Annotated in this window: 21 protein-coding genes; 8 read left to right on the forward strand and 13 right to left on the reverse strand. The window is 71.9% G+C overall.

What is annotated here, in order from left to right:
• Positions 1–103 precede the first annotated feature (103 nt).
• The gene (locus JOD64_RS13630; RefSeq protein WP_204942570.1) at positions 104–2,365 is read left to right on the forward strand and encodes a glycosyltransferase family 39 protein; all 2,262 of its coding nucleotides are present in this window, start codon (positions 104–106) and stop codon (positions 2,363–2,365) included.
• A gap of 162 nt (positions 2,366–2,527) precedes the next feature.
• Positions 2,528–4,129 carry a ricin-type beta-trefoil lectin domain protein gene (locus tag JOD64_RS13635; protein WP_204942571.1) on the forward strand — a complete coding sequence of 534 codons (1,602 nt, stop codon included), beginning with the start codon at positions 2,528–2,530 and terminating at the stop codon, positions 4,127–4,129.
• Between the two features lie 69 nt (positions 4,130–4,198).
• On the opposite strand, the gene JOD64_RS13640 is transcribed toward JOD64_RS13635, so the two are convergent.
• The 6 genes from JOD64_RS13640 to JOD64_RS13665 all read right to left on the reverse strand — a co-directional run bounded on the left by JOD64_RS13640 (position 4,199) and on the right by JOD64_RS13665 (position 9,960).
• Positions 4,199–4,798, reverse strand: coding sequence for a hypothetical protein (locus JOD64_RS13640; protein WP_204942572.1), 600 nt, complete (start codon positions 4,796–4,798; stop codon positions 4,199–4,201).
• 56 nt (positions 4,799–4,854) lie between these two features.
• Entirely contained in the window at positions 4,855–6,321 is a 1,467-nt protein-coding gene (locus JOD64_RS13645) for a sensor histidine kinase (protein ID WP_204942573.1), read from the reverse strand.
• Positions 6,314–7,006 (reverse strand): response regulator transcription factor, encoded by a 693-nt coding sequence (locus tag JOD64_RS13650; RefSeq protein ID WP_204942575.1) that lies wholly within the window; start codon positions 7,004–7,006, stop codon positions 6,314–6,316. Before JOD64_RS13650 ends, JOD64_RS13645 begins: the two co-directional genes overlap by 8 nt.
• A gap of 85 nt (positions 7,007–7,091) precedes the next feature.
• Positions 7,092–7,604, reverse strand: a complete 513-nt coding sequence (locus JOD64_RS13655; RefSeq protein WP_204946049.1) for a hypothetical protein — start codon at positions 7,602–7,604, stop codon at positions 7,092–7,094.
• 106 nt (positions 7,605–7,710) lie between these two features.
• Positions 7,711–8,730: a phosphotransferase family protein gene (locus JOD64_RS13660; protein ID WP_204942576.1), complete on the reverse strand. Its 1,020-nt coding sequence runs from the start codon at positions 8,728–8,730 to the stop codon at positions 7,711–7,713.
• A 57-nt stretch (positions 8,731–8,787) separates the two neighbouring features.
• Positions 8,788–9,960 (reverse strand): thiolase family protein, encoded by a 1,173-nt coding sequence (locus JOD64_RS13665; RefSeq protein WP_204942577.1) that lies wholly within the window; start codon positions 9,958–9,960, stop codon positions 8,788–8,790.
• A 98-nt stretch (positions 9,961–10,058) separates the two neighbouring features.
• Between JOD64_RS13665 and JOD64_RS13670 the strand changes: the two genes are divergently transcribed.
• Positions 10,059–10,493, forward strand: a complete 435-nt coding sequence (locus JOD64_RS13670) for a PH domain-containing protein (RefSeq protein ID WP_204942578.1) — start codon at positions 10,059–10,061, stop codon at positions 10,491–10,493.
• Between the two features lie 12 nt (positions 10,494–10,505).
• On the opposite strand, the gene JOD64_RS13675 is transcribed toward JOD64_RS13670, so the two are convergent.
• Both JOD64_RS13675 and JOD64_RS13680 read right to left on the reverse strand, forming a co-directional pair.
• On the reverse strand, positions 10,506–11,417 hold the full coding sequence (locus tag JOD64_RS13675; RefSeq protein ID WP_204942579.1) for a rhomboid family intramembrane serine protease: 912 nt from the start codon (positions 11,415–11,417) through the stop codon (positions 10,506–10,508).
• Between the two features lie 100 nt (positions 11,418–11,517).
• Positions 11,518–12,048 carry a peptidylprolyl isomerase gene (locus JOD64_RS13680; RefSeq protein WP_204942580.1) on the reverse strand — a complete coding sequence of 177 codons (531 nt, stop codon included), beginning with the start codon at positions 12,046–12,048 and terminating at the stop codon, positions 11,518–11,520.
• An 84-nt stretch (positions 12,049–12,132) separates the two neighbouring features.
• Here JOD64_RS13680 and JOD64_RS13685 point away from each other — a divergent pair, with 84 nt between their 5' ends.
• A complete protein-coding gene (locus JOD64_RS13685; RefSeq protein WP_204942582.1) occupies positions 12,133–12,909 on the forward strand; it encodes a hypothetical protein in 777 nt (258 codons plus the stop codon).
• Positions 12,910–13,026: 117 nt separating this feature from the next.
• Here JOD64_RS13685 and corA read toward each other — a convergent pair whose 3' ends face one another.
• From corA to JOD64_RS13705, 4 genes are all read right to left on the reverse strand, one after another.
• Complete coding sequence (gene corA, locus JOD64_RS13690; protein WP_204942583.1) at positions 13,027–14,175, reverse strand: magnesium/cobalt transporter CorA; 1,149 nt, start codon at positions 14,173–14,175, stop codon at positions 13,027–13,029.
• 331 nt (positions 14,176–14,506) lie between these two features.
• On the reverse strand, positions 14,507–15,601 hold the full coding sequence (locus JOD64_RS13695) for an aminotransferase-like domain-containing protein (RefSeq protein ID WP_204942584.1): 1,095 nt from the start codon (positions 15,599–15,601) through the stop codon (positions 14,507–14,509).
• 106 nt (positions 15,602–15,707) lie between these two features.
• Complete coding sequence (locus tag JOD64_RS13700) at positions 15,708–16,166, reverse strand: ester cyclase (protein WP_204942585.1); 459 nt, start codon at positions 16,164–16,166, stop codon at positions 15,708–15,710.
• A gap of 103 nt (positions 16,167–16,269) precedes the next feature.
• On the reverse strand, positions 16,270–16,665 hold the full coding sequence (locus tag JOD64_RS13705) for a CBS domain-containing protein (protein WP_204942586.1): 396 nt from the start codon (positions 16,663–16,665) through the stop codon (positions 16,270–16,272).
• 112 nt (positions 16,666–16,777) lie between these two features.
• On the opposite strand from JOD64_RS13705, the gene JOD64_RS13710 reads away from it, so the two are divergent.
• The 4 genes from JOD64_RS13710 to JOD64_RS13725 all read left to right on the forward strand — a co-directional run bounded on the left by JOD64_RS13710 (position 16,778) and on the right by JOD64_RS13725 (position 20,159).
• Positions 16,778–17,596: a hypothetical protein gene (locus JOD64_RS13710; protein WP_307813378.1), complete on the forward strand. Its 819-nt coding sequence runs from the start codon at positions 16,778–16,780 to the stop codon at positions 17,594–17,596.
• 79 nt (positions 17,597–17,675) lie between these two features.
• The gene (locus tag JOD64_RS13715; protein ID WP_204942587.1) at positions 17,676–18,407 is read left to right on the forward strand and encodes a phosphocholine cytidylyltransferase family protein; all 732 of its coding nucleotides are present in this window, start codon (positions 17,676–17,678) and stop codon (positions 18,405–18,407) included.
• Positions 18,395–19,462 (forward strand): iron-containing alcohol dehydrogenase family protein, encoded by a 1,068-nt coding sequence (locus tag JOD64_RS13720; RefSeq protein ID WP_204942588.1) that lies wholly within the window; start codon positions 18,395–18,397, stop codon positions 19,460–19,462. Before JOD64_RS13715 ends, JOD64_RS13720 begins: the two co-directional genes overlap by 13 nt.
• Positions 19,437–20,159 carry a CDP-alcohol phosphatidyltransferase family protein gene (locus tag JOD64_RS13725; RefSeq protein ID WP_204942589.1) on the forward strand — a complete coding sequence of 241 codons (723 nt, stop codon included), beginning with the start codon at positions 19,437–19,439 and terminating at the stop codon, positions 20,157–20,159. The genes JOD64_RS13720 and JOD64_RS13725 overlap by 26 nt, the downstream gene beginning before the upstream one ends.
• Before the next feature lie 58 nt (positions 20,160–20,217).
• Here JOD64_RS13725 and JOD64_RS13730 read toward each other — a convergent pair whose 3' ends face one another.
• Positions 20,218–21,486, reverse strand: coding sequence for a glycosyltransferase (locus tag JOD64_RS13730; protein WP_204942590.1), 1,269 nt, complete (start codon positions 21,484–21,486; stop codon positions 20,218–20,220).
• Between the last annotated feature and the right edge of the window lie 18 nt (positions 21,487–21,504).

Below are 21,504 nucleotides of genomic sequence, written 5' to 3' on the forward strand. Positions count from 1 at the left end.
GACACGTCGGACATAGCCTAGCCTGGCTGGTCAGCCCGACGTCTGCCACCACCATCGGGCAGTCGGCGTGGCGGGCTCAACCCGATGGTGTTTACTTCCCGCCATGTCGGCTGCCGGCTCCCTGCTCGCGGCGGTTCCTGTCGCCGCGGTGCTCCTGCTCACCGTCGCGACGAGGCCGCGCGAGGCCGGCGCGGTCGCACCGCTGCGGCTCGCCGTGGTGCGCGCCGCGCTGCTCAGCGGGGCGTACGCGGTGCTCGTCGTCGAGGTGCTCGGCGCGTTGCACGTGCTGACCCGGCCGGCGTTCGTCGCCGCCTGGCTGCTCTTCCTGGCCGCCGCCGCGACAGCAGTCGGGGTGCGGCGGCGACGGGAGACTCCTCGCGCGCAGCCGCGTAGCGCCGCACCGCGACCGGTGCAGGTCGGCGCCGCGCTGTCCGGTGGCAGCCCCGAGGCCTCCGCCCCGGCCGTCGACCCCGGTGTGGCCGAGTCCGGCCCCACGCCGACCCAGACCGGCCGGGCACCCTCCGGCCTGCTCGCCGTGGCGGTCGACGCCTGGCGTACGGCAGGTCGGGGCGAGCGGTTGCTCGCCGGCACGGTCGCCGGGCTGGTCCTGGTGGAGTTGCTGGTCGCGCTGCTGGCCGAGCCGAACAACTTCGACTCGCAGACGTACCACCTGCCGAAGGTGGAGCACTGGGTGGCCCAGGGCGACCTGGACTTCTGGCCCACCGCGATCCACCGGCAGGTGACCATCCCGCCGGGAGCCGAGTATCTGCTGCTGCACCTGCGTCTGCTCACCGGCGGGGACCAGCTGTACAACCTGGTGCAGTGGGCGGCCGGTGTGGTCTGCCTGTTGGTGGCCGCACGGATCACCGCGCAGCTCGGCGGCGGCCGGAGGGCCCAGTTGCTCACCGCGTTCGTGCTGGCGACCACGCCGATGGCGGTGCTCCAGGCGACCAGCACGCAGACCGACCTGGTCTGCGCGGCGTGGGTGGCCTGCGCGGCGACCCTGGTGCTGGACGGGCTGCGGCGGCGGACCGGCTGGGGCACGATCCTCGGGTTGGGCGCGGCCACCGGGCTGACCGCGGTGACCAAGACCAGTGGCCTGATCGCGGTCGGCCCACTGCTGGTGCTCTGGGGGCTGGCCCAGCTGCGGCTGGCCCTGACCGCGAACGCGGCGACGACCGGCACGGCATCGCCCGGAGCGACGACGCCCGGCCCGACGACGGCAGGCACGGCGACGAGCGGCGCGGCGACGACCGGCGGAGGTCAGCGGCCTCGGCCGGTTGGCGGGCTGGCCCGCACGGTCGGTGGCTCAGTGCTCATCCTGCTGGTCGCGGCCGTGGTGGTCGGCCCGTTCCTGGCTCGGGTGACCGCCGAGTTCGGGCACCCGCTGGGGCCGCCCCGGCTACGCGAATCGATCCCGATGGAGCGGCACGATCCGCCGTCGATCCTGGTCAACGCTCTGCGGATCGGGCACACCGCGTTCGACACGCCGCTGGCGCCCCTGCGCCGGGCCGGAGCCGAGGCGATCATCGACGGCGCTGGCGCGATCGGGGTCGACCCGCAGGACCGCGCGATCACCTTCGGTCGGGAGATCTTTCCGGAGCCGGCCTGGTATCCGGACGAGGATCGGGTGGCGTTCCCCCTGGCCGGGGCGCTGGTGTTGATCGGTGCGGTCGTCGCGCTCACTCGTCCGCGCCGGATCGGCCCCGAGCGGGCCGGGCCGCTGCGCGCGTACGCGGTGGTGGTGCTGACCGCCGTCCTGCTGCACACCTCAATGATCAAGTGGCAGCCGTGGGGAAACCGGCTGATCCTCTACGCCCTGGTGCTCGCGGTGCCGTTGGCCGGGCTCTGGCTCGACGCGCTTTTGCGCCGCCATACGCACCCGAGCAGGGTGGGGGCGCGGCGGTCGGTGGCCACGCTGGCGGCCGTCACCGTGCTGGCCGCCTCGGCGCTGGCCGGGGTGCTCGCGGTGTCGTACGGCTTCCCCCGGCGGCTGGTCGGCACCGGCTCGGTCTTCACCACCTCGGACTGGGACACCCGGTTCGTGCGTCGCCCCGAGTGGGCTGACGAGTTCCGCTGGGCCGCGGCGGCGGTCCGCGACAGCGGTGCCGGTCGGATCGGGCTGGTGCAGCAGAACGACAACTGGGAGTACCCGTGGTGGCTGCTGCTGCGGCAGCCGGACGGACGCTCGCCGGAGTTGGTGTCGCTGCAGTCGGTGCTGCCGGAACGACCGCCCGCGGACCCCGCATCGGTGGACGCGATCGTGTGCACCGGCAGCAAGCCGGCCTGCGCCAAGCTCGTCCCGGCGGGCTGGCGGCTGGAGTTCCGCGGCTACGTCGGCTACGCGCTGCCGCCGGGTCGCTGATCCGGCGGTCCGCTGCCGCGCACCCGCCGCCCAGATAGTCCGTTCCGGGCGGTTCTGCAGCTCGCGCGCAAGGATCCGAGGCGCATTCACATCCATGGATCGGCACGTTACCGTCTGGTAACTCAATCGACGTCCCGCGATTGAGCCGAAAGGAGTGCGTCGATGCCTGCAAACCCCGCCAGGCCCGGACGCGCGACCCGACGACGGGCCTGCACCGTCGCCGTCGCCGTCGCCGCTCTCGTCCTACCGATGCTCGCCGGACCCGCCGCCCCCGCCACCGCCGCCGACCGGCCAACCGTCCAACCACTCCCCGCCAACCTCGAAGCCATCCGGGCCGCCGAAGCCACCGCCCTCTACGGCAGCCCGCAGATCCGCCCGATCGACCAACGCCACACCGCACTCATCACCATGGGCGACAGTGAGATCTCCGGCGAAGGAGTCGGCAATTACGTCCCCGGCACCCACCAGGACGGCAACTGGTGCGACCGCTCGTACGACCAGGCGGTGTTCCGCACCGGCATCACGTCGGACGCGCAATACAACCTGGCCTGCTCCGGTGCCACCCCGTGGAACCTCATCGCTGGCGGCCCGACCCAGCACAACGAGCTGAACCAGGGCGACTACCTGGGCATCAAGGCGCGCAACACGCACGTGAAGCTGATCTGGGTGGTGGTCGGCGCGAACGGTGACGGGACCATCCAGTTCGGTCCGGTCGCCACCGACTGCGCCGTCCGCCGGGTCTTCTTCCAGGGGGCCTGCTACCCCACCTACACCGACCAGTGGACGATCCGCACCGACGGCAGCCGGCAAGCGGTCGAATCGGCACTCACCGACATCCGGCAGACCATGACCAACGCCGGCTACCTGCGCTCGGACTACGAACTGGTGCTCATGTCGTACCCGAGCCCGGGCAGCCCCGACGTCGAGGACAACCCGAACTTCCCCGGCTGGTACTCCGGTGGCTGCCTGCTCTATCTGGCCGACGCGGCGTTCGCCCGGAACAAGGCGGTGCCGATGTTCGAGTCGGCGCTACGGTCGGCTGCGGCGAACACCGGCACCCGCTACCTGGACGCCAGCCGGCTCTTCCACGGCCACGAGGTGTGCACCGACAACACCTCGGTGCGCGGCCTCTACATCGAGGTCGGGATCTGGAACGAGAACGCTGCCCGGCAGTCGTTCCACCCCAACGCTCGTGGGCACGGCATGTTCGCCCAGTGCATCACCCAGTTCTGGAACTCCGGCCAGGACCGGGCCAGCTGCGTCGACCCGGCCAGCACCGGCAGCGGCGTGCTCTACCCGGGGTTGCTGGAGTTCAAGCAACTGCGCAACCTGGCCACCGGCACCTGCGTCGACGGCAAGGGGTACGACTCCCGCAACGGCACCGCACAGCAGCCGTACTCCTGTCACGGTGGGCGTAACCAGGGCTTCTGGTACGACCAGAACCGGCGGTCGCTGCACTCGGAGCTCTCCCACGACCGCTGCCTCGACGTCGCCAACAGCTCGATGACCTCCGGCACGGCGGTCAACATCTACGACTGCAACGGCACCGGCGCGCAGCAGTTCGTCTTCGTGGGTAACCAGATCAGGCCGGCGAGCGCCAACAACCTCTGCGTGGCGTTCGACAACCCGCTGCTGGGCAGCTCTCGCCTGCGGTTGGCGAGTTGCTCCAGCAACACCCGGCAGCAGTGGTCGTTCGAGGCCCGTACCGCCGCCAACCCGGTCGGCTACGGTCACGACGACTTCATCGGCTCCCGCGTCTACTGAGACGACTTCATCGGCTCCCGCGTCTACTGATGAGGGCAGGGGCCCTGGCGTCGACCAGGGCCCCTTCGTTCACTTCGCGCGGGGAATGAGGATGAGGCGGGCCACGGCCTTGTCGCCGTCCTTCGCGCCCGCGACGCCGAGCGTCGCGCCGACCTTCACCTCGCTCGGCTGCACGGTGGCGCGCCGCTCGACGACCCGCAGGTCGTCGCCGAAGGCCCAGGTCATGGAGAAGCCGTCGGTGGACTTGACGGTCATGGAGTCGCCGTCGATCGCGGTCACCTCGCCGCGCTGCACGGCGACGGTCTGCGTACCGCTCTCCTTGGTCTGCACCACCGCCTCACCGTGCAGGGTGTTCTTGCGCAACTGCACGCGGGCCTGGCGGCGCTTGCGCCACTCCTCGCCGCGCTTCTCCCGGGCCTTCTCCCGCGCCGTGGGGGACGCGCCCGGCGTCGGGGTGGCCGGGGCGGCGACGGTCTGCACGTCCAGGTCGTCGGCGTCGAAGCCCATCGCGGCCAGCGCCTGGCCCTCCACCCCCATCGCGGCGGCGACCTCGACAGCGGCCTCCCGGGCGGGTTGGCTGGCCACCTCGGCCGCACCGCAGCCGGTGAGGCCGAGCGCAACCGCCGCGAGCAGTGCCGTGGTGCCGGTGGCGAATCCCCAACGTGGCATGGCTGTTCCTCTCGTCCGTGGAGCCCTCAGCATTCCCTCCGACGACGAGCGGACCGTCAGGCCGATGTTCGGGCCAGGTAAGGATCACCGGGTAGTCGGACCGTGAAGGCGGCACCGCCCTCCGGTGCGTGCCCCGCGGCGATCTCCCCGCCCAACCGACGGACCAGCCCGGCGGCCAGCGCCAACCCCAGCCCGCTGCCCACCTTGCGCACTCCCCGGTAACGCTGGTGCAGCGCACCGCGTTCGAACGCCACCGCCAGGTCGTCGTCGGTGAAGCCGGGCCCGCCGTCCCGGACCTCCAGCACACCGCCGCAGGCCGGGTCCGTGTCGGCCGGCCGGACCGCGAGCACCACCGGCGACCCCGGGGGTACGACCCGCAGCGCGTTCTCCAGCAGCCCGTCCAGCACCTGCCGGATGCGCCCCGGATCGGTGTACGCGGGCACCGGCTGACCCGGCGTGTCCACCCGGAACGACACGCCCACCGCCGCGCACCGGCCGGACCAGGTCGGCTCCGCGTCCATGGCCAGCTGGGTCAGGTCCACCGGCACCGGTTCGAGGGGGAAGTCGGCGGCCTCCAGGCGGGCCAACGCCAGCAGATCGCCGATCAGCCGGTCCAGGTGTTGGGCTTCGGCCAGCATCGTCCTGCCGGTGTCGACCGTGTCGTCCGCGCCGAGCACCCCGTCGGCGAGCGCCTCGGCGTACCCCCGGATCGCGGTCAGCGGGGTGCGCAGCTCGTGCGAGACGGACAGCAGGAACTCCCGTTGCCGACCCTCACTGGTGGCCAGCGCGGCGGCCAACCCGTTCAACGCCTCGGCCAGGTCGGCGACCTCGTCCGGCGACTCGACCGGCACCCGGACCGCACGGTCACCGGCGCGCAGCCGGGCGGCGGCGGTGGCCGCGACGCGGATCGGCCGGGCCAGCCGTCGGGCCAGCAGCAGCCCGGCCACCACACCGGCGGTCAACCCGGCCAGCAGCGGCAGCCACAGACTGAGCAACACCTTGGCCCAGAGCCCGTTTGCCGCAGGACGGGAGAGCACCACCCCGTTGCCGTTGGGGAGGGCCCGGCCCTCGACCAGGGCGCGCTCGCCGTTGACCGGGCGGCGGACCGACACGTTTCCGCCCTGCTCGATCCGCTGCACCACCCGGGGCGGCAGGCCCGGCCGGTCGACCGTCCCGCGCCGGATCAGGTACGCGTCGATGCCCTGGTTGCGCAGTTGCTGGATGAGTCGCTCCTCGTCGGCGCTGCGACCCCGGTCCAGTCGGGTCCTCAGCACCTCGGCGGCGAGCCGGGCCTGTGCGGCGAGCGCCTCCTGATCGCGGCGCTCCGCACCCCGGATTGCCAACGGCACGGCGACGATCGCGGTGACCAGCACCGACACCAGCGACACCGCGCAGGTGACCAGCACCGCCCGGGCGGTCAGCGTGCGGCCGAACCGGCCACGTCGGGGCGCGGCCGGCGGGCCGGCGCCGACCACCGGCAGGGCCATGGTCGGCGATTCGGCGCGCCCGGGGTGGTCAGGCATCGACCGCGTACCCCACGCCGCGGTGGGTGCGGATCACGCTGGCCGGTCCGAGCTTCGCCCGCACCTGGGCGACGTGCACGTCCACCGTCCGGGTGCCGGCGTGGGCCGCGTAACCCCAGACCCCGGCCAGCAACTCCTCCCGGGTGAAGACCCGACCGGGCCGGGCCATCAGGTGGGCCAGCAGGTCGAACTCGGTGGAGGTGAGCTGCACCGGGGCACCCGCGACGGTCACCGTCCGGCGGGCCGGGTCGAGCGTCACCGGGCCGACGACGCGCGGCCGGTCCGCGCCCTCCGGGCCGCCGGCGGAACGGCGCAGCACCGCGCGCACCCGGGCAACCAACTCCCGGGGGCTGAACGGCTTGGTGACGTAGTCGTCGGCACCCAACTCCAGGCCGACGATCCGATCCACCTCGTCGTCCCGGGCGGTGAGGAAGATGACCGGGGTCCAGTCACCGGCCTCGCGCATCCGGCGGCAGATCTCAGTGCCGGGCAGGCCCGGCAGCGCGATGTCCAGGACGCAGGCCACCGGGCGCAGTCGGCGGGCGGCGCTCAGGCCGGCCGCACCGTCCCGCTCCAGGTGGACACCGAACCCGTCCCGGGTGAGGTACAGCCTGACCAGGTCGGCGATGGCCGGCTCGTCCTCGACCACGAGGACGAGCCCGCGGTGCGGCGGTTCGACGGTCACCGGCCCAATGATTCCCGACCCGGAGGGCTCGACGCGATCGACGCGTGTTCGAGTTCGGTAAAGGCGAGGCGGAGCCGGAGAGGCGTCAGCTCACCACGGCGGGACGGAACACGCTGGGACGTGCGGCGGCCGGCGCGTCACCGATGGTGGCGACGATCCGCTCCCGGGGCGCCCGCAGGCGGGTCCGGAACGCGTGGTTGAGCAACGCGTCGAGCTGCCACACCCGCTTCGGTTGACTCGTACGGATCAGGAACCGCTCACGGATCCCGTCGATCGCGGTGGCCGCCAACTCGACCGAGTGCAGCCGCGGGTCCGGGCTCCAGGTCACGTTGCTCAGTTCACGCAACTCGGTGTTGAGGTGCAGGCGCAGTCGGTGCAGCAGCCGGGTCTGTTGGGTCACCACAAGCCGGCGGTGGGTGAGCAGGATCAGGTAGTCGCCGGTGACCGGGCGGTCGGGGCGGCTGCAACGGGTGACCAGGATGGTGGCGTCACCGGAGCCGACGCAGCGCCGGAAGACCGGCATGTGCCGGCTCACGGTCTGCACGGCCAGGCCAGCCTCGGCGGCGGCCGGAAGGAACGTTCGGGAGAAGACGTCCATGACCTGCCCAACGACCTCCCTTAGTGGGGTGACGTGGGTCACGCGCCTTTTTTGGAAGTTCCACGCGGCGTGTCGCACTCCCTGTCCGATTTCCGTCTTGGACGGATCATGGTCGGGAATCGGGCTGGAGCGGACTTGCGGCGAACAGCTCCTCCAGCCAGCCGGGCACCGCGTCGGCGTACTCGGCGCGCGACTCCTCGGCGGTGTCCAGAGCGCGACGCCAGGACAGCGACCGGCTCACCGCCCCCAGGTTTATCGCGAGGTCGGCCGCCTCGACGAGGGTCCGACGGTCGTACCGGTCGGTCCACGCTTCCAGGTAGGCGTCGCGCAGCCGCACCAGCCGGGCGTCGTCGGCTGCCAGCTCCATGCCGTACCGGATGGAGCGCAGGGTCACCAGCAGCGTGCCGAACGGGTGCGCCACCGAGGCGTCGCCCCAGTCGAAGTAGCGATAGCCGTCCCGGCCCGCGAAGACGTTGCCGTCGTGCAGGTCGTCGTGTTGCACAGTGGCCGGGATGCCGATGTCGGCGAGCCGGCGGCACCGCTCGGCGTACGACGGCAGCTCGGCCCGCAGCCGCTCGTACATGTCCGGGCTGAGCCCGCCCTCGGCACCGATCAGCAGTGACTCGCGATCGTCGAGCAACTCGGCGAAGAGCCCGGCCAGCGCCTCGGGGCGGTGATCCGGCACGCCCAGGGAGACCAACTCGTCGGCACCCGGCGCGGTGGCCAGTTGAAGCGCGGCGTACCCGGGCAGCGCCCGCTCCCAGTGCGCCAGATCGGGATCGCGCGCCAGCACGTCGCGCAACGACTCGCCGCCGTCGGGCAGCAGCGACCAGCCCTGCACCGGGTCGACCGCGATCGGTGTCAGCACCCGCTCAGGCGTCAGCTGGGCGAGCGTCGCGATCAGGACGGCCTCGTGCACCGTGCCCCGGTTGTTGGCCTTGAACCAGACCGAGCCGTCGTCGGTCGGCACGCGCCACACCAGCGACCAGGGACGAACCCGGGGCTCCACCAGCCCGGTCACCCGCCGACCGGCCTGACTCAGCTGCGTCTCGACCCAGGACCGGGCCCACAACTGCCACTGCTCGCTGGACCAGTCGAGGCCGCGCCCATTCGCGTTCGTCGTCACGCTGGGCACCATAGGCGGCCCTCCCAGGCCGGGCCATACGTTTTCCGGGCCGAGCCGTCAGACCAGCTCGACGATGGTGGCGTTGGCCATTCCGCCGCCCTCGCACATGGTCTGCAGGCCGTAGCGGATCCCGTTGTCCCGCATGTGCTGGAGCATCGTGGTCATGATCCGGGCACCGGAGCCGCCGAGCGGGTGACCGAGGGCGATCGCCCCGCCGCGCGGGTTGAGCCGCTCCGGGTCCGCCTCGGTCTCGGCCAACCAGGCCAGCGGCACCGGGGCGAACGCCTCGTTCACCTCGTACACCCCGATCTCCTCGATGCCCAGCCCCGCGCGGCGCAGCGCCTTCGCGGTGGCCGGGATGGGGGCGGTGAGCATGGTGACCGGGTCGTCGGCGGCGACCACGGCGGTGTGGATCCGGGCAAGCGGCCGAAGGCCGTGCCGGCTGGCCCACTCGGAGGTCGTCACCGCGAGGGCCGCGGCGCCGTCGGAGATCTGGGACGCCGACCCGGCGGTCACCACGCCGTCGGCACGGAACGGCGTGGCCAGCTCGCCGAGCTTGGCCAAGGTCGTGTCCCGGCGGATGCCCTCGTCGGCGGCGAACTTGCCGCCATCGCCGAGCGGCACCGCTGCCAACTCCGGGTCGAAGGCGCCCGCATCCTGTGCAGCGGCTGCCTTCTCGTGGCTGGCCAGCGCGAACTCGTCGAGCTGGGTACGGGAGAGGCGCCACCGCTGGGCGATCAGCTCAGCCCCGACGCCCTGGTTGAACGGCAGGGGCGCGTCGTCGGCGAAGCCCTCGACACCCCGGTAACGGTCCCGGAGCTGGTCACTGAACGGCATGCCGCCAGCCACACTGGAGCCCATCGGCACCCGGGTCATCGACTCCACCCCGCCGGCGACCACCAGGTCGGCCTGGCCGGACAGCACCGTCGCGGCGGCGAAGTGCAGTGCCTGCTGGCTGGAGCCGCACTGCCGGTCCAGCGTCGTGCCGGGCACCGTCTCGGGCCAGCCGGCGGCGAGGACGCCGTTGCGGGCGATGTTCCACGACTGCTCGCCGACCTGGGACACGCAGCCCCAGAAGACGTCGTCGACCTGCGCCGGGTCGAGCCCGGTGCGCTCGGCGAGGGCACGCAGCACGTGCGCCGACAGATCGACCGGGTGGACGCCGGCGAGACTGCCCCTGCGCCGCCCGACCGGGGTGCGCACCGCGCCGACGATGACCGCGTCACTCATGTTTACTCCCCGGTAACTTGGGCTGCCCCGATCCTACGTCGTCCCCGGACCGACCGTCCGATCAGGCGTCATCCGGATGCCGCTGGCATGCTGGGCGGGTGGATGACATCCCCCCGGTGCGGCAGTGGCGAGTGCCGACGAGCCTGCCCGTGGCGAAGCTGGTAGGCGCCGTCCTGCTGGTCGCGCTCGGGCTGCTCTTCGCCGACGGCGACCCGGTCCGCCTGGCGCTGGCCGTCCTGGCCGCCGCCGCGCTGGCCGGCTGGGCGGTACGCGACCTGGTCGCGCCGGTCCGGTTGGCGGTGGACGCCGCAGGCCTCACCGTGATCCAGGGGTTCGCGGGCCGGCGGCGGCTGCCCTGGTCGGCTATCGAGGCGATCACCGTGGACCGCCGGCAACGGTTGGGGACGACAAGCGAAACCTTGGAGATCGACGCGGGCGACTCGCTGCACCTGTTCGGTCGGTACGACCTGAGCGCCACCCCGGAGGAGGTGGCCGCCGAGGTGCGTGCCGCCCGCCCGAACACCGCCGGCTGACCCCTCGCTCGCTCAGCCGAGCAGGTAGGCGCTGCGGAAGAGGGCCAGGGCGAGCAGGACCAGCAGGATGACCGCACCGCCGGCGACCTGCACCAACGTGCGCCGGCCACGCGGTGCGTACGCGAGCACCAGCGCCATCAGCGCACCGACCACCAGGCCACCGAAGTGCCCGGGGATCGAGATGCCCCGCACGGTCAGCGTGAACACCAGGTTGATCACCAGGACCGGGATGATCTGGGAGATGTCCCGGCCCATCTTGCGCTCGACGATGAGCAATGCGGCGAAGAGCCCGAAGATCGCCGTCGACGCGCCGGCAGTGGTCGCTCGCGGGTCACTGAACAGGTAGGCCGCCACGTTGCCGCCGAAGCCCGCGATCAGGTAGAGGGCGGCGAAACGCACCCGCCCGAGGCTGGCCTCCAGCGACCGGCCGAGCACCCACAGGGCCCACATGTTGAGCAGCAGGTGAATCACGCCGTAGTGCAGGAACATCGCGGTGACCAGCCGGTACCACTGGCCGTCGGCGATTCCGCCGATTGTGCCGTCGGGGAACATCGCCCGACCGAGCACCGACCCCCAGTCGGTCAGCGGCGTGTCGCCGCCCATCAGGCCGCCGAAGCCGGCACCACCCACCGCCGCGTCCCCGCCCCGATCGGAGGCGATGGAGAGCAGCATGAACAGCACGTTCACCGCGATCAGCGCCTTGGTGACATAGCCGTGCCGGCCGGCCGTACCACCACCGAAGGCGGTACGCGCCGGCCGGACACTGCGACGTCCCTCGTTGACGCACTCCGGGCACTGGTGCCCGACGGACGCCTCCCGCATGCAGTCCGGGCAGATCGGCCGGTCGCAGCGGGTGCACCGCACGTAGGTCTCCCGACCGGGATGCCGGTAGCAGACCGGGGCGGTCGGCGGAGACTCGCTCACCGGGCCGACCCTCCGTCCACCGCTACACGATCCACCGGCACCGGCCGGTGCGGTGCTCCGGAGCGCTCAATCATGCGAGCAAAGGTACCTCGCCGGTCGGTCAGGCAGCAGACCGCTCGATCTCGACCCGCTCGATGACGACGTCCTGGAGCGGACGGTCGCTCGGGCCGGTCGGGGTGCTCGCGATCGAGTCGACGATCTTCACCGACTGCTCGTCGGCAACCTGGCCGAAGATCGTGTGCCGGTTGTTGAGGTGCGGCGTCGGGGACACGGTGATGAAGAACTGCGAACCGTTGGTGCCCGGTCCGGCGTTCGCCATCGCCAGCAGGTAAGGCCGGTCGAACCGAAGCTCCGGGTGGAACTCGTCGGCGAACTTGTAGCCCGGCCCGCCCCGACCGGTACCGGTCGGGTCGCCCATCTGGACCATGAAGCCGCTGATGACGCGGTGCGAGATGGTGCCGTCGTAGTACGGACCACTGCCCGGCTGACCCGTGCGCGGGTCGGTGTACTCCCGGTTGCCCTCAGCCAGGTCGACGAAGTTACGGACGGTCTTCGGCGCGTGGTTCGGGAAGAGCTCCAGCCGGATCGGGCCGGCGTTGGTGTGCAGGGTGGCGTAGACAGCCTCGGCCACGGGTACTCCTCACTCGATGGTCAGTTCCATGCGGATCCTCCCATGTGCCCGATCTGGCATCGCGGAGGCATCCGAAGGTGGAGGATGACGAAGGAACAACTCCCAGGAGGTAGGACCGTGTTTGGATTCGGGCGGCGTAAGTCCCAGGGGCAGCTGGCCAAGGCCGAGCTGAACCAGAGCATCAGCCACCTGATGCAGGCGGCCAACCACGCCGCGAAGGGCGCCGGTGCGACCGTCGGTCCGCGGGTCCAGGTGGCCCGGGGCTACGTCGGACCGGCCGCGGCGAAGGTTCGCGACCAGGCGTCGACCGGCTGGGGGACGACACTCACCACGCTGGCACCGCTGGCCGCGGCGGCCCGTGACGGCGCCGCGCAGGCAGGGCCGCTGACCAGGAAGGCCAAGTCGAAGACCATGCGGATCACCGGTAAGAAGAAGCAGCCGCGCCGTCGCGGCTCGATGATGACCGGCCTGCTGGCAGCAGGCGTCGTAGCCGGCCTGGCCGGCGCAGTGGCCATGCGCCGCCGCCGGGAGCAGCAGGAATGGGCCGAGTACGACCCGGCTCGCAGCCTCGATCCGATGCGCGACGAAGTCGACTCGATCGAGGTGCGGACGCCGTCCACCGCCAAGGGGACCGACGGGGCCGCCATGACCGGCGCGGCCGGGATGACCGGCGCCGGCAGCTCGGCGGTGGCCGGCGGCACCAGCGCGAGCACCACCGGCACGGCCAAGCAGAGCGGTATCCGACCGACCGACAAGGTCCCGTCGGTCGCCGAGGGTGCCACGGACGTCTCCGGTCGGCCGACCGACGACCTCACCAAGGCGCTGGGCAAGGACACGGCCCGCACCAACGGCCGCCGCTGACTCGACGACAGCGCGGCGAGCGCCGGCGACGCGGGGTCACCCCGCTCGTCGGCGCTCCCGCATGCCGGTGCGCCCCCGCGTGCCGGTGCCGTCGCCTGCCGGTGCCCGGCTTCGCGGTCAGAGCCAGCCGTTGCGGCGGAACCAGCGGTAGAGGGCCAGCGAGACGCCGAGCATGAGGGCGAGGGCCACCGGGTAGCCGTACGTCATCTTCAGCTCGGGCATGTTGTCGAAGTTCATCCCCTCGACGCCGGCGATGGAGGTCCAGACCGCCGCGATGGCCGCCCAAGCGGCGATCTTGCGCATGTCGTTGTTCTGGTCGACGGTGACCTGGGCCAACCGCGCCTGGAGGATCGAGTTCAGCAGGTCGTCGTAGGAGTTCACCTGCTCCACGGTGCGGCTCAGGTGATCCTGGACGTCCCGGAAATAGCGCCGGATCTCCTTGGGCACCTCGCGGTTGACCTGGGAAGTCAGCGTCATCAGCGGCCGCTGCAACGGCACCACCGCCCGCTTGAACTCCACCAACTCCCGCTTCATCTGATAGATCCGCTGGATCCGCCCGTGGCCGTGGCGGTCGAAGACCTCCGCCTCCAGCACGTCCAGGTCGTCCTCGATCTGCTCGGCGACCTCCAGGTAGAGGTCGACCACCCGGTCGGTCACCCCGTACGCCACCGCCCACGGGCCCTGGAGCAGCAACTCCTGCTTGGTCTCCAGATCGGCACGGATCGGGGCGAGCCGGCAGGCGTCCCCGTGCCGGACACTGATCACGAAGTTCGGGCCGATGAAGAGCATCACCTGCCCGGTCTCCACGACCTCGGAGTTCTCGGTCAGCTCGGCGTGCTCGCAGTACCGGGCGGTGCGCAGCACCAGGAAGACGACGTCGCCGAACCGCTCCAGCTTGGGGCGCTGCTCGGCCTTCACCGCGTCCTCGACGGCGAGCTCGTGCAGGCCGTAGGTCTCCGCGATGGCGGTCATCTCGGCCAGCTCCGGCTCGTGCAGACCGATCCAGACGAAGCCGTGCTCCTCACGACGGGCAGCGGCCAGCGCGTCCGCGTACGTCCAGTCGCCGGGTTGCCGCTTGCCGTCGACGTAGAGCGCGCAGTCGACCACGGCGCTGCGGCCGGTGCCGGTGGGGGTCGGCACGGGGGGCGAGCCGTCGGCGTTGAGCATCCGGGTCATCGCCCGGACCGGGGACGGCCACGCCCGAGGTCGCAGCACCCGACCGGTGGCAGACGGTGCCGTCCGGTCCCGCTCTGTCCGATCCGTCATCGCGTCACCTCCCACGCTCAGCTGCGGCTTGCAGGCTACGCCGACGGCGGTCGAGGAAACGTGTGACGGCGGTCGCCCAGGGCCCCCTTGGGGCGGCGCCGGGCGGGCCGGGCCGCATCGGGGGGGTGCGGGGACGACACGGCCCACCCGGCGCCAGTGGGGGCGGGAGGTTGTGCTGCCGCATCACCCGGGCCGCAGCCGGCCCGAACGTCGGCGGTGATCTCCGCTACGTCTGACGGGTGACGCTCGCAGCATTGTGAGCCGCCGGCCGCCCGGACGGGAGTCCCGGGACGGCCGGCATCGTCGTTCTGTCGGGAACCCGACAGTTGCCTCAGCTGCGGACAGCCTCGACGGCCTCCGCGAGCCGACGGACGCCCTCGTCGATCCGATCGACGGTCACCGCCGAGAAGGCCAGTCGCAGGGCGTGCCGCCCGCCGTCCAGCACGAAGTCGCTGCCCTTGACCACGGCGACCCCGCGCTCGGCCGCCGCCGGGGCGAGCCGGTCGACCAGCACATCCTCGGGGAACTCCACCCAGAGGAAGTAGCCGCCGTCGGGCTCCACGAACCGGGCCTGCGGCAGGTGCCTGCGCAACGACTCGGCGAGCACCCGGGCTCGCTCGCCCAGCGCCGCACGTACCGTCTCGATCGAGCGGTCGATGTCGCCGGAGACGCAGAACTGGTGCACGATCGCCTGGGACACCATCCCGGGCGAGATGTAGAGGCTTGTCGCGTTCTTGGCGATGTCGGCGATCAGATCCGCCGAACCGACCAGATACCCGACCCGCACACCCGGGCAGACCGTCTTGGTGAAGCTCGACGCGTGCACCACCACGTTGCGGGTGTCCAGCGAGAGCATCGACGGCAGCGCCTCACCGCGGAAGCGGATGTCCGCGTACGGGTCGTCCTCGAAAATGATGAACTCGTACTCGGCGGCAAGGTCGAGCAACTCTCGACGCTTCTCCAGGGAGAGCGTCATGCCGGCCGGGTTCTGGTAGTTCGGAATGACGTGGGCGAGCCGGGGTCGAACCCCGGACTCCAGCAGCTTGCGCAGCTCGGCGGTGTCGAGGCCATCCGGCTGGACCGAGATGCCGTGCAACTCACTGCCCATCCGCTGGAGGTTGAGCAGCGTCCGGTCGTACGTCGGGCGTTCCACCACCACCGCGTCGCCCGGACGGACCAGGTGCTCGAAGAGGAACGCGTCGGCCTGGAGTGATCCGTTGGTGACCAGCACCTGGTCGGCCTGGACTCCGTGCTTCTCGGCGATCCACTTTCGCAGCGGAAGGTAACCGACGGAGGTGCCATACGCCGTGACCCCCGCAGGGTCGGCGTCGAAGGCACGGACGGCGGCGGCCTTGAGCCCCTCGACATCGACGATGTCCAGCGAGGGAGCCCCACGGGCAAAGGAGATCAACTGCTCGGCGGTCATGGATGTTGAGCGTACGGGCGGCAGCGGGGGACGCGCGGACGGCACGGCGATGTCCGCATCCTGAGCCACCGGGTCGGGTGACCCCACTCCACCGGTCGGCGACAGATCAGACCGGAAGGGCGAGCGCGTCGTGCTGCGCAGCCCGGGAAAGTCCCTCCAGCTGCACGCCGAGCGCGTCGAGGAGCTGGCTCCAGTCGAAGTAGGAGCGCCAGGCGACGATCCGGCCCTTGCGGGCCCGGACCACGTCGGCCACCTCCCAGGTCACCGTCCGGCCGGTGGGCGCGACGGTGCCGTACGGCGAATGCAGCGTGCCGGTGTGGGTGCCGGTCAGGCGCAGCTCGACCGCCGCGCCTCCACCCGTGCGGACCGCGCCGATCGGGTCGACCCGTAGGTCCGGAAAAGCACCGGTCCAGGTGCGCAGGAGCGCGGGCAGCTCGATCGGACGGACCGTCACACCCGGCATGGCGTAGAACGCCTCCGGGGCGTAGAGATCCGGTAGGCGGGCCACGTCCCGACTCAGGAGCATGGCGTACTGCTGCTCGACCAGGCGCTCCGCGTCACGCATCGGGCCCTCCCTTGCGAACCACGGCATCTCCGCGCCCGCAAGGGATCCCTACCCGTCTATTCGGCCCGGCACACCTGCGCCCACCGGGAATCCGCCCGCCTGATCAGGTGGGGACGGTGGCTGCCTGGCTCTCCGCCCAGACCCGCATGATGTCCCGGACCGAGATCACCCCGGCCACCTCCCGGCCGTCCAGCACCACCAGGTGCCGGAACCCGCCCCGGGCCATCGCGGCGGCAGCCTCGGCCACCGTCCACTCCGGGCCCGCGTAGACCACGTCCCATGTCAGGTGGGCGCCGGTGCGTTCCACGTCGCAGTCGAGGCCAGCGCCGATGGCCTTCAACACGTCACGTTCGGTCATGATCCCGACCCCCTCGGAATCCGGGTCGATCACGACCGCCGACCCGACACCGCGGGCCGACATCATCCGGGCCGCCTGGCGAAGCGTGTGCTCCGGACCGACGACGAGGACCTCGCTGGACATGGCATCCCGTACCTGCATCACCCATCACTCCTTCGGGACGGTGGCATTCGGTACGGACATGGTGGTCCGTGGATGTTTCCGGGACAAGAGCGGCATCGCAGTTGCAGCGGGCGCTCGCTACTGTCGGACGGTGTCCACCGAGCCTCTGCGCAGCGCCGGTCCGCTGATCGTCGATCGGTCCGTGCACACCGTCGAGCTGGTGCCGCACCGCATCGCCGGGCTGCTCGCCCCGGCCGTGGACCGGGTCTTCCGCGCCGGCATGCTGGCCGGCCGCGACGGTGGCGGCGCCGAACTGAGCCAGCGGTACGGCGGAGTGGCCGCAACCGGCTTCCTGGTGGACCTGCGCACCCGGCTGGCCGCACCGGGCGGCACGGTCGACGGACCGGGATTCGCGGCGATCACCCGGTACGGCGATCCGCTCGTCAGCCGCCGGATCGTGGACAAGCAGGTGGCGTACGGCATGCTCCACCGGCACCCGAACGGTGGACTCTCCGCCACCGAACGGGGTGCCGCTTTCCTCACCGAGCTGTACCAGGTGCACGCCGAGGTCACCGAGGAGCTGTGGGCCGGGCAGGACGAGCGAGTACTGCGGCTGGTGGCGGCGCTCGGCCGGGTGCTGGCGTACGCCCTGGTGTTGGCCGACGAGGAGGGCGACCAGACCGGCTCCGCGTTCACCGCGCTGGCGCCCCCGTACGAGCCGGACGGCACCGGATCCGGCGTGCTGCTGCTCAACCGGCTCGGCACGCTGCGATACCACCGGGCCGACGCGCACGCCGCCGCCTGGACCGCCGCCGGGCACACCGCGTCGAGCATCGCCGCCCTACCGCCCGGCCCCGAGCGGTTCGCCATCGAGTTGGAGACGGACCGCCGGGCGGCCGGACCGTACGCCGCGCTCGGCGCGGACGAACGGCTGACCATGCTCGCCGACCTGGCAGCCCTCCCCGGCTGACCCGGTTGACCGGAGGGGCCCGGCCAACCGGCGCTATCCTCCAGCGGTGACGGGGAGCAGGACTAGGGAGGATGTCGCGATGATCGGAATGGTGCTCGCGGCCGGAGCGGGACGGCGGCTGCGCCCGTACACCGACACCCTGCCCAAGGCGTTGGTGCCGGTGGACGGCGAGATCACGATCCTGGACATCGCGCTGGGCAACCTCGCCGAGGTCGGGCTCACCGACATCGTGATCGTGGTCGGCTACGCCGCGGACGCGGTCCGCGAGCGGCAGGCCGACCTGGAGAAGAAGTACGGGGTCACGCTCACCCTCGTCCACAACGACAAGGCCGAGGAGTGGAACAACGCCTACTCGCTCTGGCTGGCCCGGGAGTACTTCGCGCGCGGGGTGCTGCTGGTCAACGGGGACACCGTGCACCCGGTGAGCATCGAGAAGACCCTGCTGGCCGAGCGTGGCCCGGGCATCCTGCTCGCGGTGGACACCCTCAAGCCGCTGGCCGAGGAGGAGATGAAGACCACCTTCGACGCCGCCGGCCAGCTCACCCGCATCACCAAGATCATGGACCCGGGCGAGGCGTACGGGGAGTACATCGGCGCCACGCTCATCGAGCCACAGGTCGCCGACGCGCTCGCCGACGCCCTGGAGGCGACCTGGCGGCGTGACCCGAACCTCTACTACGAGGACGGCTACCAGGAGTTCGCCGACCGGGGCGGGGAGGTGCGGGCGGCGCCGATCGGTGACGTCCCATGGGTCGAGGTCGACAACCACGCCGACCTGGCCCGCGCGCGGGAGATCGCGTGCCGCTACTAGCTCGCAGCGTCCTCACCCCGCTGCACATCGACGTACGACGCGGGGCGGTCGCCGACCTGGGCGCGATCCTGGCCGACGGGCGGATCTCCTCCGGGGGCGACGTCGCGGTGGTGGTCGGTCCGGGTCAGGGCGCGCAGATCGCGGAGCTGATCCGACCGTCGCTGCGCTCGGCGGACGTGTTCACCGTCGCCGGGGCGACCCTGGACGCCGCCGACGACCTGGGCGGCAAACTCCGCGCCCGGTCGTACGACGCGGTCGTCGGCATCGGCGGCGGCAAGACCATCGACGTGGCCAAGTACGCGGCGACCCGTCGGGGCCTCCCGATGGTGTCGGTGGCGACCAGCCTCGCCAACGACGGGATCGCCTCCCCGGTGGCCAGCCTGATCACCGACGGGATCAAGGGCTCCTACGGGGTCCACATCCCGATCGGGGTGATCGTCGACCTGGACTTCGTGGAGAGCGGCCCGGACCGGCACAACCGGGCCGGCATCGGCGACGTGATCAGCAACATCAGCGCGCTGGCCGACTGGGAGCTGTCCCGGCAGGTACGCGGCGAACCCGTCGACGGGCTGGCCGCGTCGCTCGCCCGGGCGGGCGCCGAGGCGGTGCTCAACCACCCGGGCGACATGAGCGACGACGCCTTCGTGATCGTCCTCGCCGAGGCGTTGATCTCCAGCGGCCTGGCCATGGCGGTCTGCGGCACCAGCCGCCCGTCCAGCGGCGGCTGCCACGAGATCATGCACGCGGTCGACGCGCTCTTTCCGGGCACCGCCTCGCACGGCGAACTGGCCGGGCTGGGTGCGCTGTTCTGCACCTGGCTGCGCGGCGACCTGCGCCGCTTCGGGGAGATGTCGGCCTGCCTGGCCCGACACGGTCTGCCCCGGCTCCCCGCCGAGGTGGCGCTCACCGACGACCAGTTCATCGAGGCGGTGCAGTTCGCGCCGCGTACCCGACCGGACCGGTACACGATCCTCGAGCACCTGGCCTTGTCGCCTACCGAGACGCGGGAGCGGCTGGCAGACTACGCCGGTGCAATCCGCGACCAGCTTGGCTGACCCCCGTCCCTCAGTCGCCGACTTCCACCGGGTGAACCGGGGCGGCGGCCTGTTCAGCGAGTCGATCAGCCAGTGGCTGGGGGCCGTGTTCGCGCTGGTCGCGCAACGCCTCGGGCTGCGTCCGACCGCGTTGACCATCACCAACCTGGTGCTCGGGCTGGCCACCTCGGTCACCGTCGTGGCGCTCGCCGGGCCGGTCGCCGACGGCGACATACCGGCCTGGGTGGTCGGCCTGCTCGCCCTGATCGGCTGGCAGGTGGCGTACTCCCTGGACTGCGCCGACGGGCAGCTCGCCCGGGTGACCGGCCAGGGCAGCGCGGCCGGCGCCCGCGTCGACGTGCTCTGCGACGTGGCCGCGCAGATCGCCCTGGTGGCCGCGCTGGCCGCCACCTCCGTGGCGCAGGAACCGTCCACCCCGACCTGGCTGGTGGCGACCTTCGCGGGCACCTGGATGGTCAACCTGGTCACCTCGGTGATGCAGGCCGGCCCGAACGCGGCCAGCATGGTCACCTCGACCTCGCTACCGGTCCGCCTGGTCAAGTTGATCCGGGACTACGGCGCGGTGATCTTCGTGGCCGCCCTGGTGCTGGCCGTGGCCCCCGCGCTGGTCCTCTGGGTGATGGTCGCGTTCACCCTCGTCAACGGCGGCTTCCTGCTCGCCAGCATCGCCTTCTCCGCTCGCGCCTCGCTCCGCTGACCGGTCACCCGAGCCCCGCTGCACCCTCGCAAGATCAGCGCGGGCAAGGGCGGGCGGTTCAGGCGCGGCTTGGGGTGCGGGCCATGCCCGCGTAGATGTCGATGAGCTGCTTGGTGACGACGTCGGGGTGGAACATGCGCTCGTAGCGGGCGCGGGCCGCCAGAGCCAGCCCGGCCGCACCAGCGCGGGCGACCGGCAGGGCGGCTGCGAGCGCGGCCGGCTCCGGCGCGACCACCCACCCGGCCTCGCCCAGGCCGATCCCCGCGGGCATGGGCGGCCCGCCACCCCCGGCGACCGCGGAGGCGACCTCGGCTGGGCCGGTGCCGGCTGGTTCGTGCGGGGCATCCGCTCCGAGCAGGTACGGAATGCCGCCCAACGCCGTGCCGAGCACCGGCCGGCCGCTCGCCAGCGCCTCGATGATCACGGTCGGCAGCACGTCGTGCCACATGGAGGCGGCGATCACCACCGCGCTCGCCTCGACCGCCGCCCGCACACCGGCCCGGTCGAGCTGACCGAGGTAGACCACGTCGGGTCGCTCGGCGGCGGCCGCCTCCACGAGCGGGCGCAGCTCGCCGTCGCCCGCCATGCGCAACGTGCCCAGCGCACCCACCGGGTGTCGACGCCAGGCGTCCAGCAGCAGGTCGACGCCCTTCTCCGGGGAGAGCCGGGCCATGTAGAGGAACCCATCACCGAGCGGGGTCGGCCGACCCGGGTCGGGCACCGAGTTCGGCTTCACCACGACGCGTTCGTCCGGAATGCCGTAATCGTGGAGGTGATCGGCGATTGCCGAGGTGAGCGCGACGTACCGATCCACCGAGCGCCAGGTGCCCCGGTGCACGGCCAGCGTGGTCGCCATCAACGCGCTCTGCGCCGCCGAGTCGCGGTAGCAGCGGTGCTTGATCGCCGGCACGCCCAGCGCCCGGCCCTTGCAGTCCTGACAGATCACGCCGTCCCGGAAGTAGATCCCCGACGAGCAGACCTGCCGGTAGTTGTGCACCGTCTGCACCACCGGCACGCCGTGACGGTGCGCGGTCCGAACCACCCAGGGCGACAGCAGAGGGTACGGATTGTGCAGGTGCAGAACGTCCGGTCGATGCTCGGTGAGCAGCCGGCTCAGGTCGTGCTGGGCACGCGGCGCCCAGATCGGGGAGATCGGCAGCAGCGCCTTCGCCGCCTTCGACATCGACGGGATCTCGTCGGAACTCCGGATGAAGGGAAGCACCTCGACGCCAGCGGCGGTGAGCTGAGCGATCTCCGCGTCGACGATCGTGTTCTCGCCGGAGGGCTGAGCTTCCCGGTACCGGTTGTGCGCCACCACGATTTTCACGGAGCTTGCCCTTCGTTC

It is taken from the genome of Micromonospora luteifusca, from assembly GCF_016907275.1.
GTDB lineage: Bacteria > Actinomycetota > Actinomycetes > Mycobacteriales > Micromonosporaceae > Micromonospora > Micromonospora luteifusca.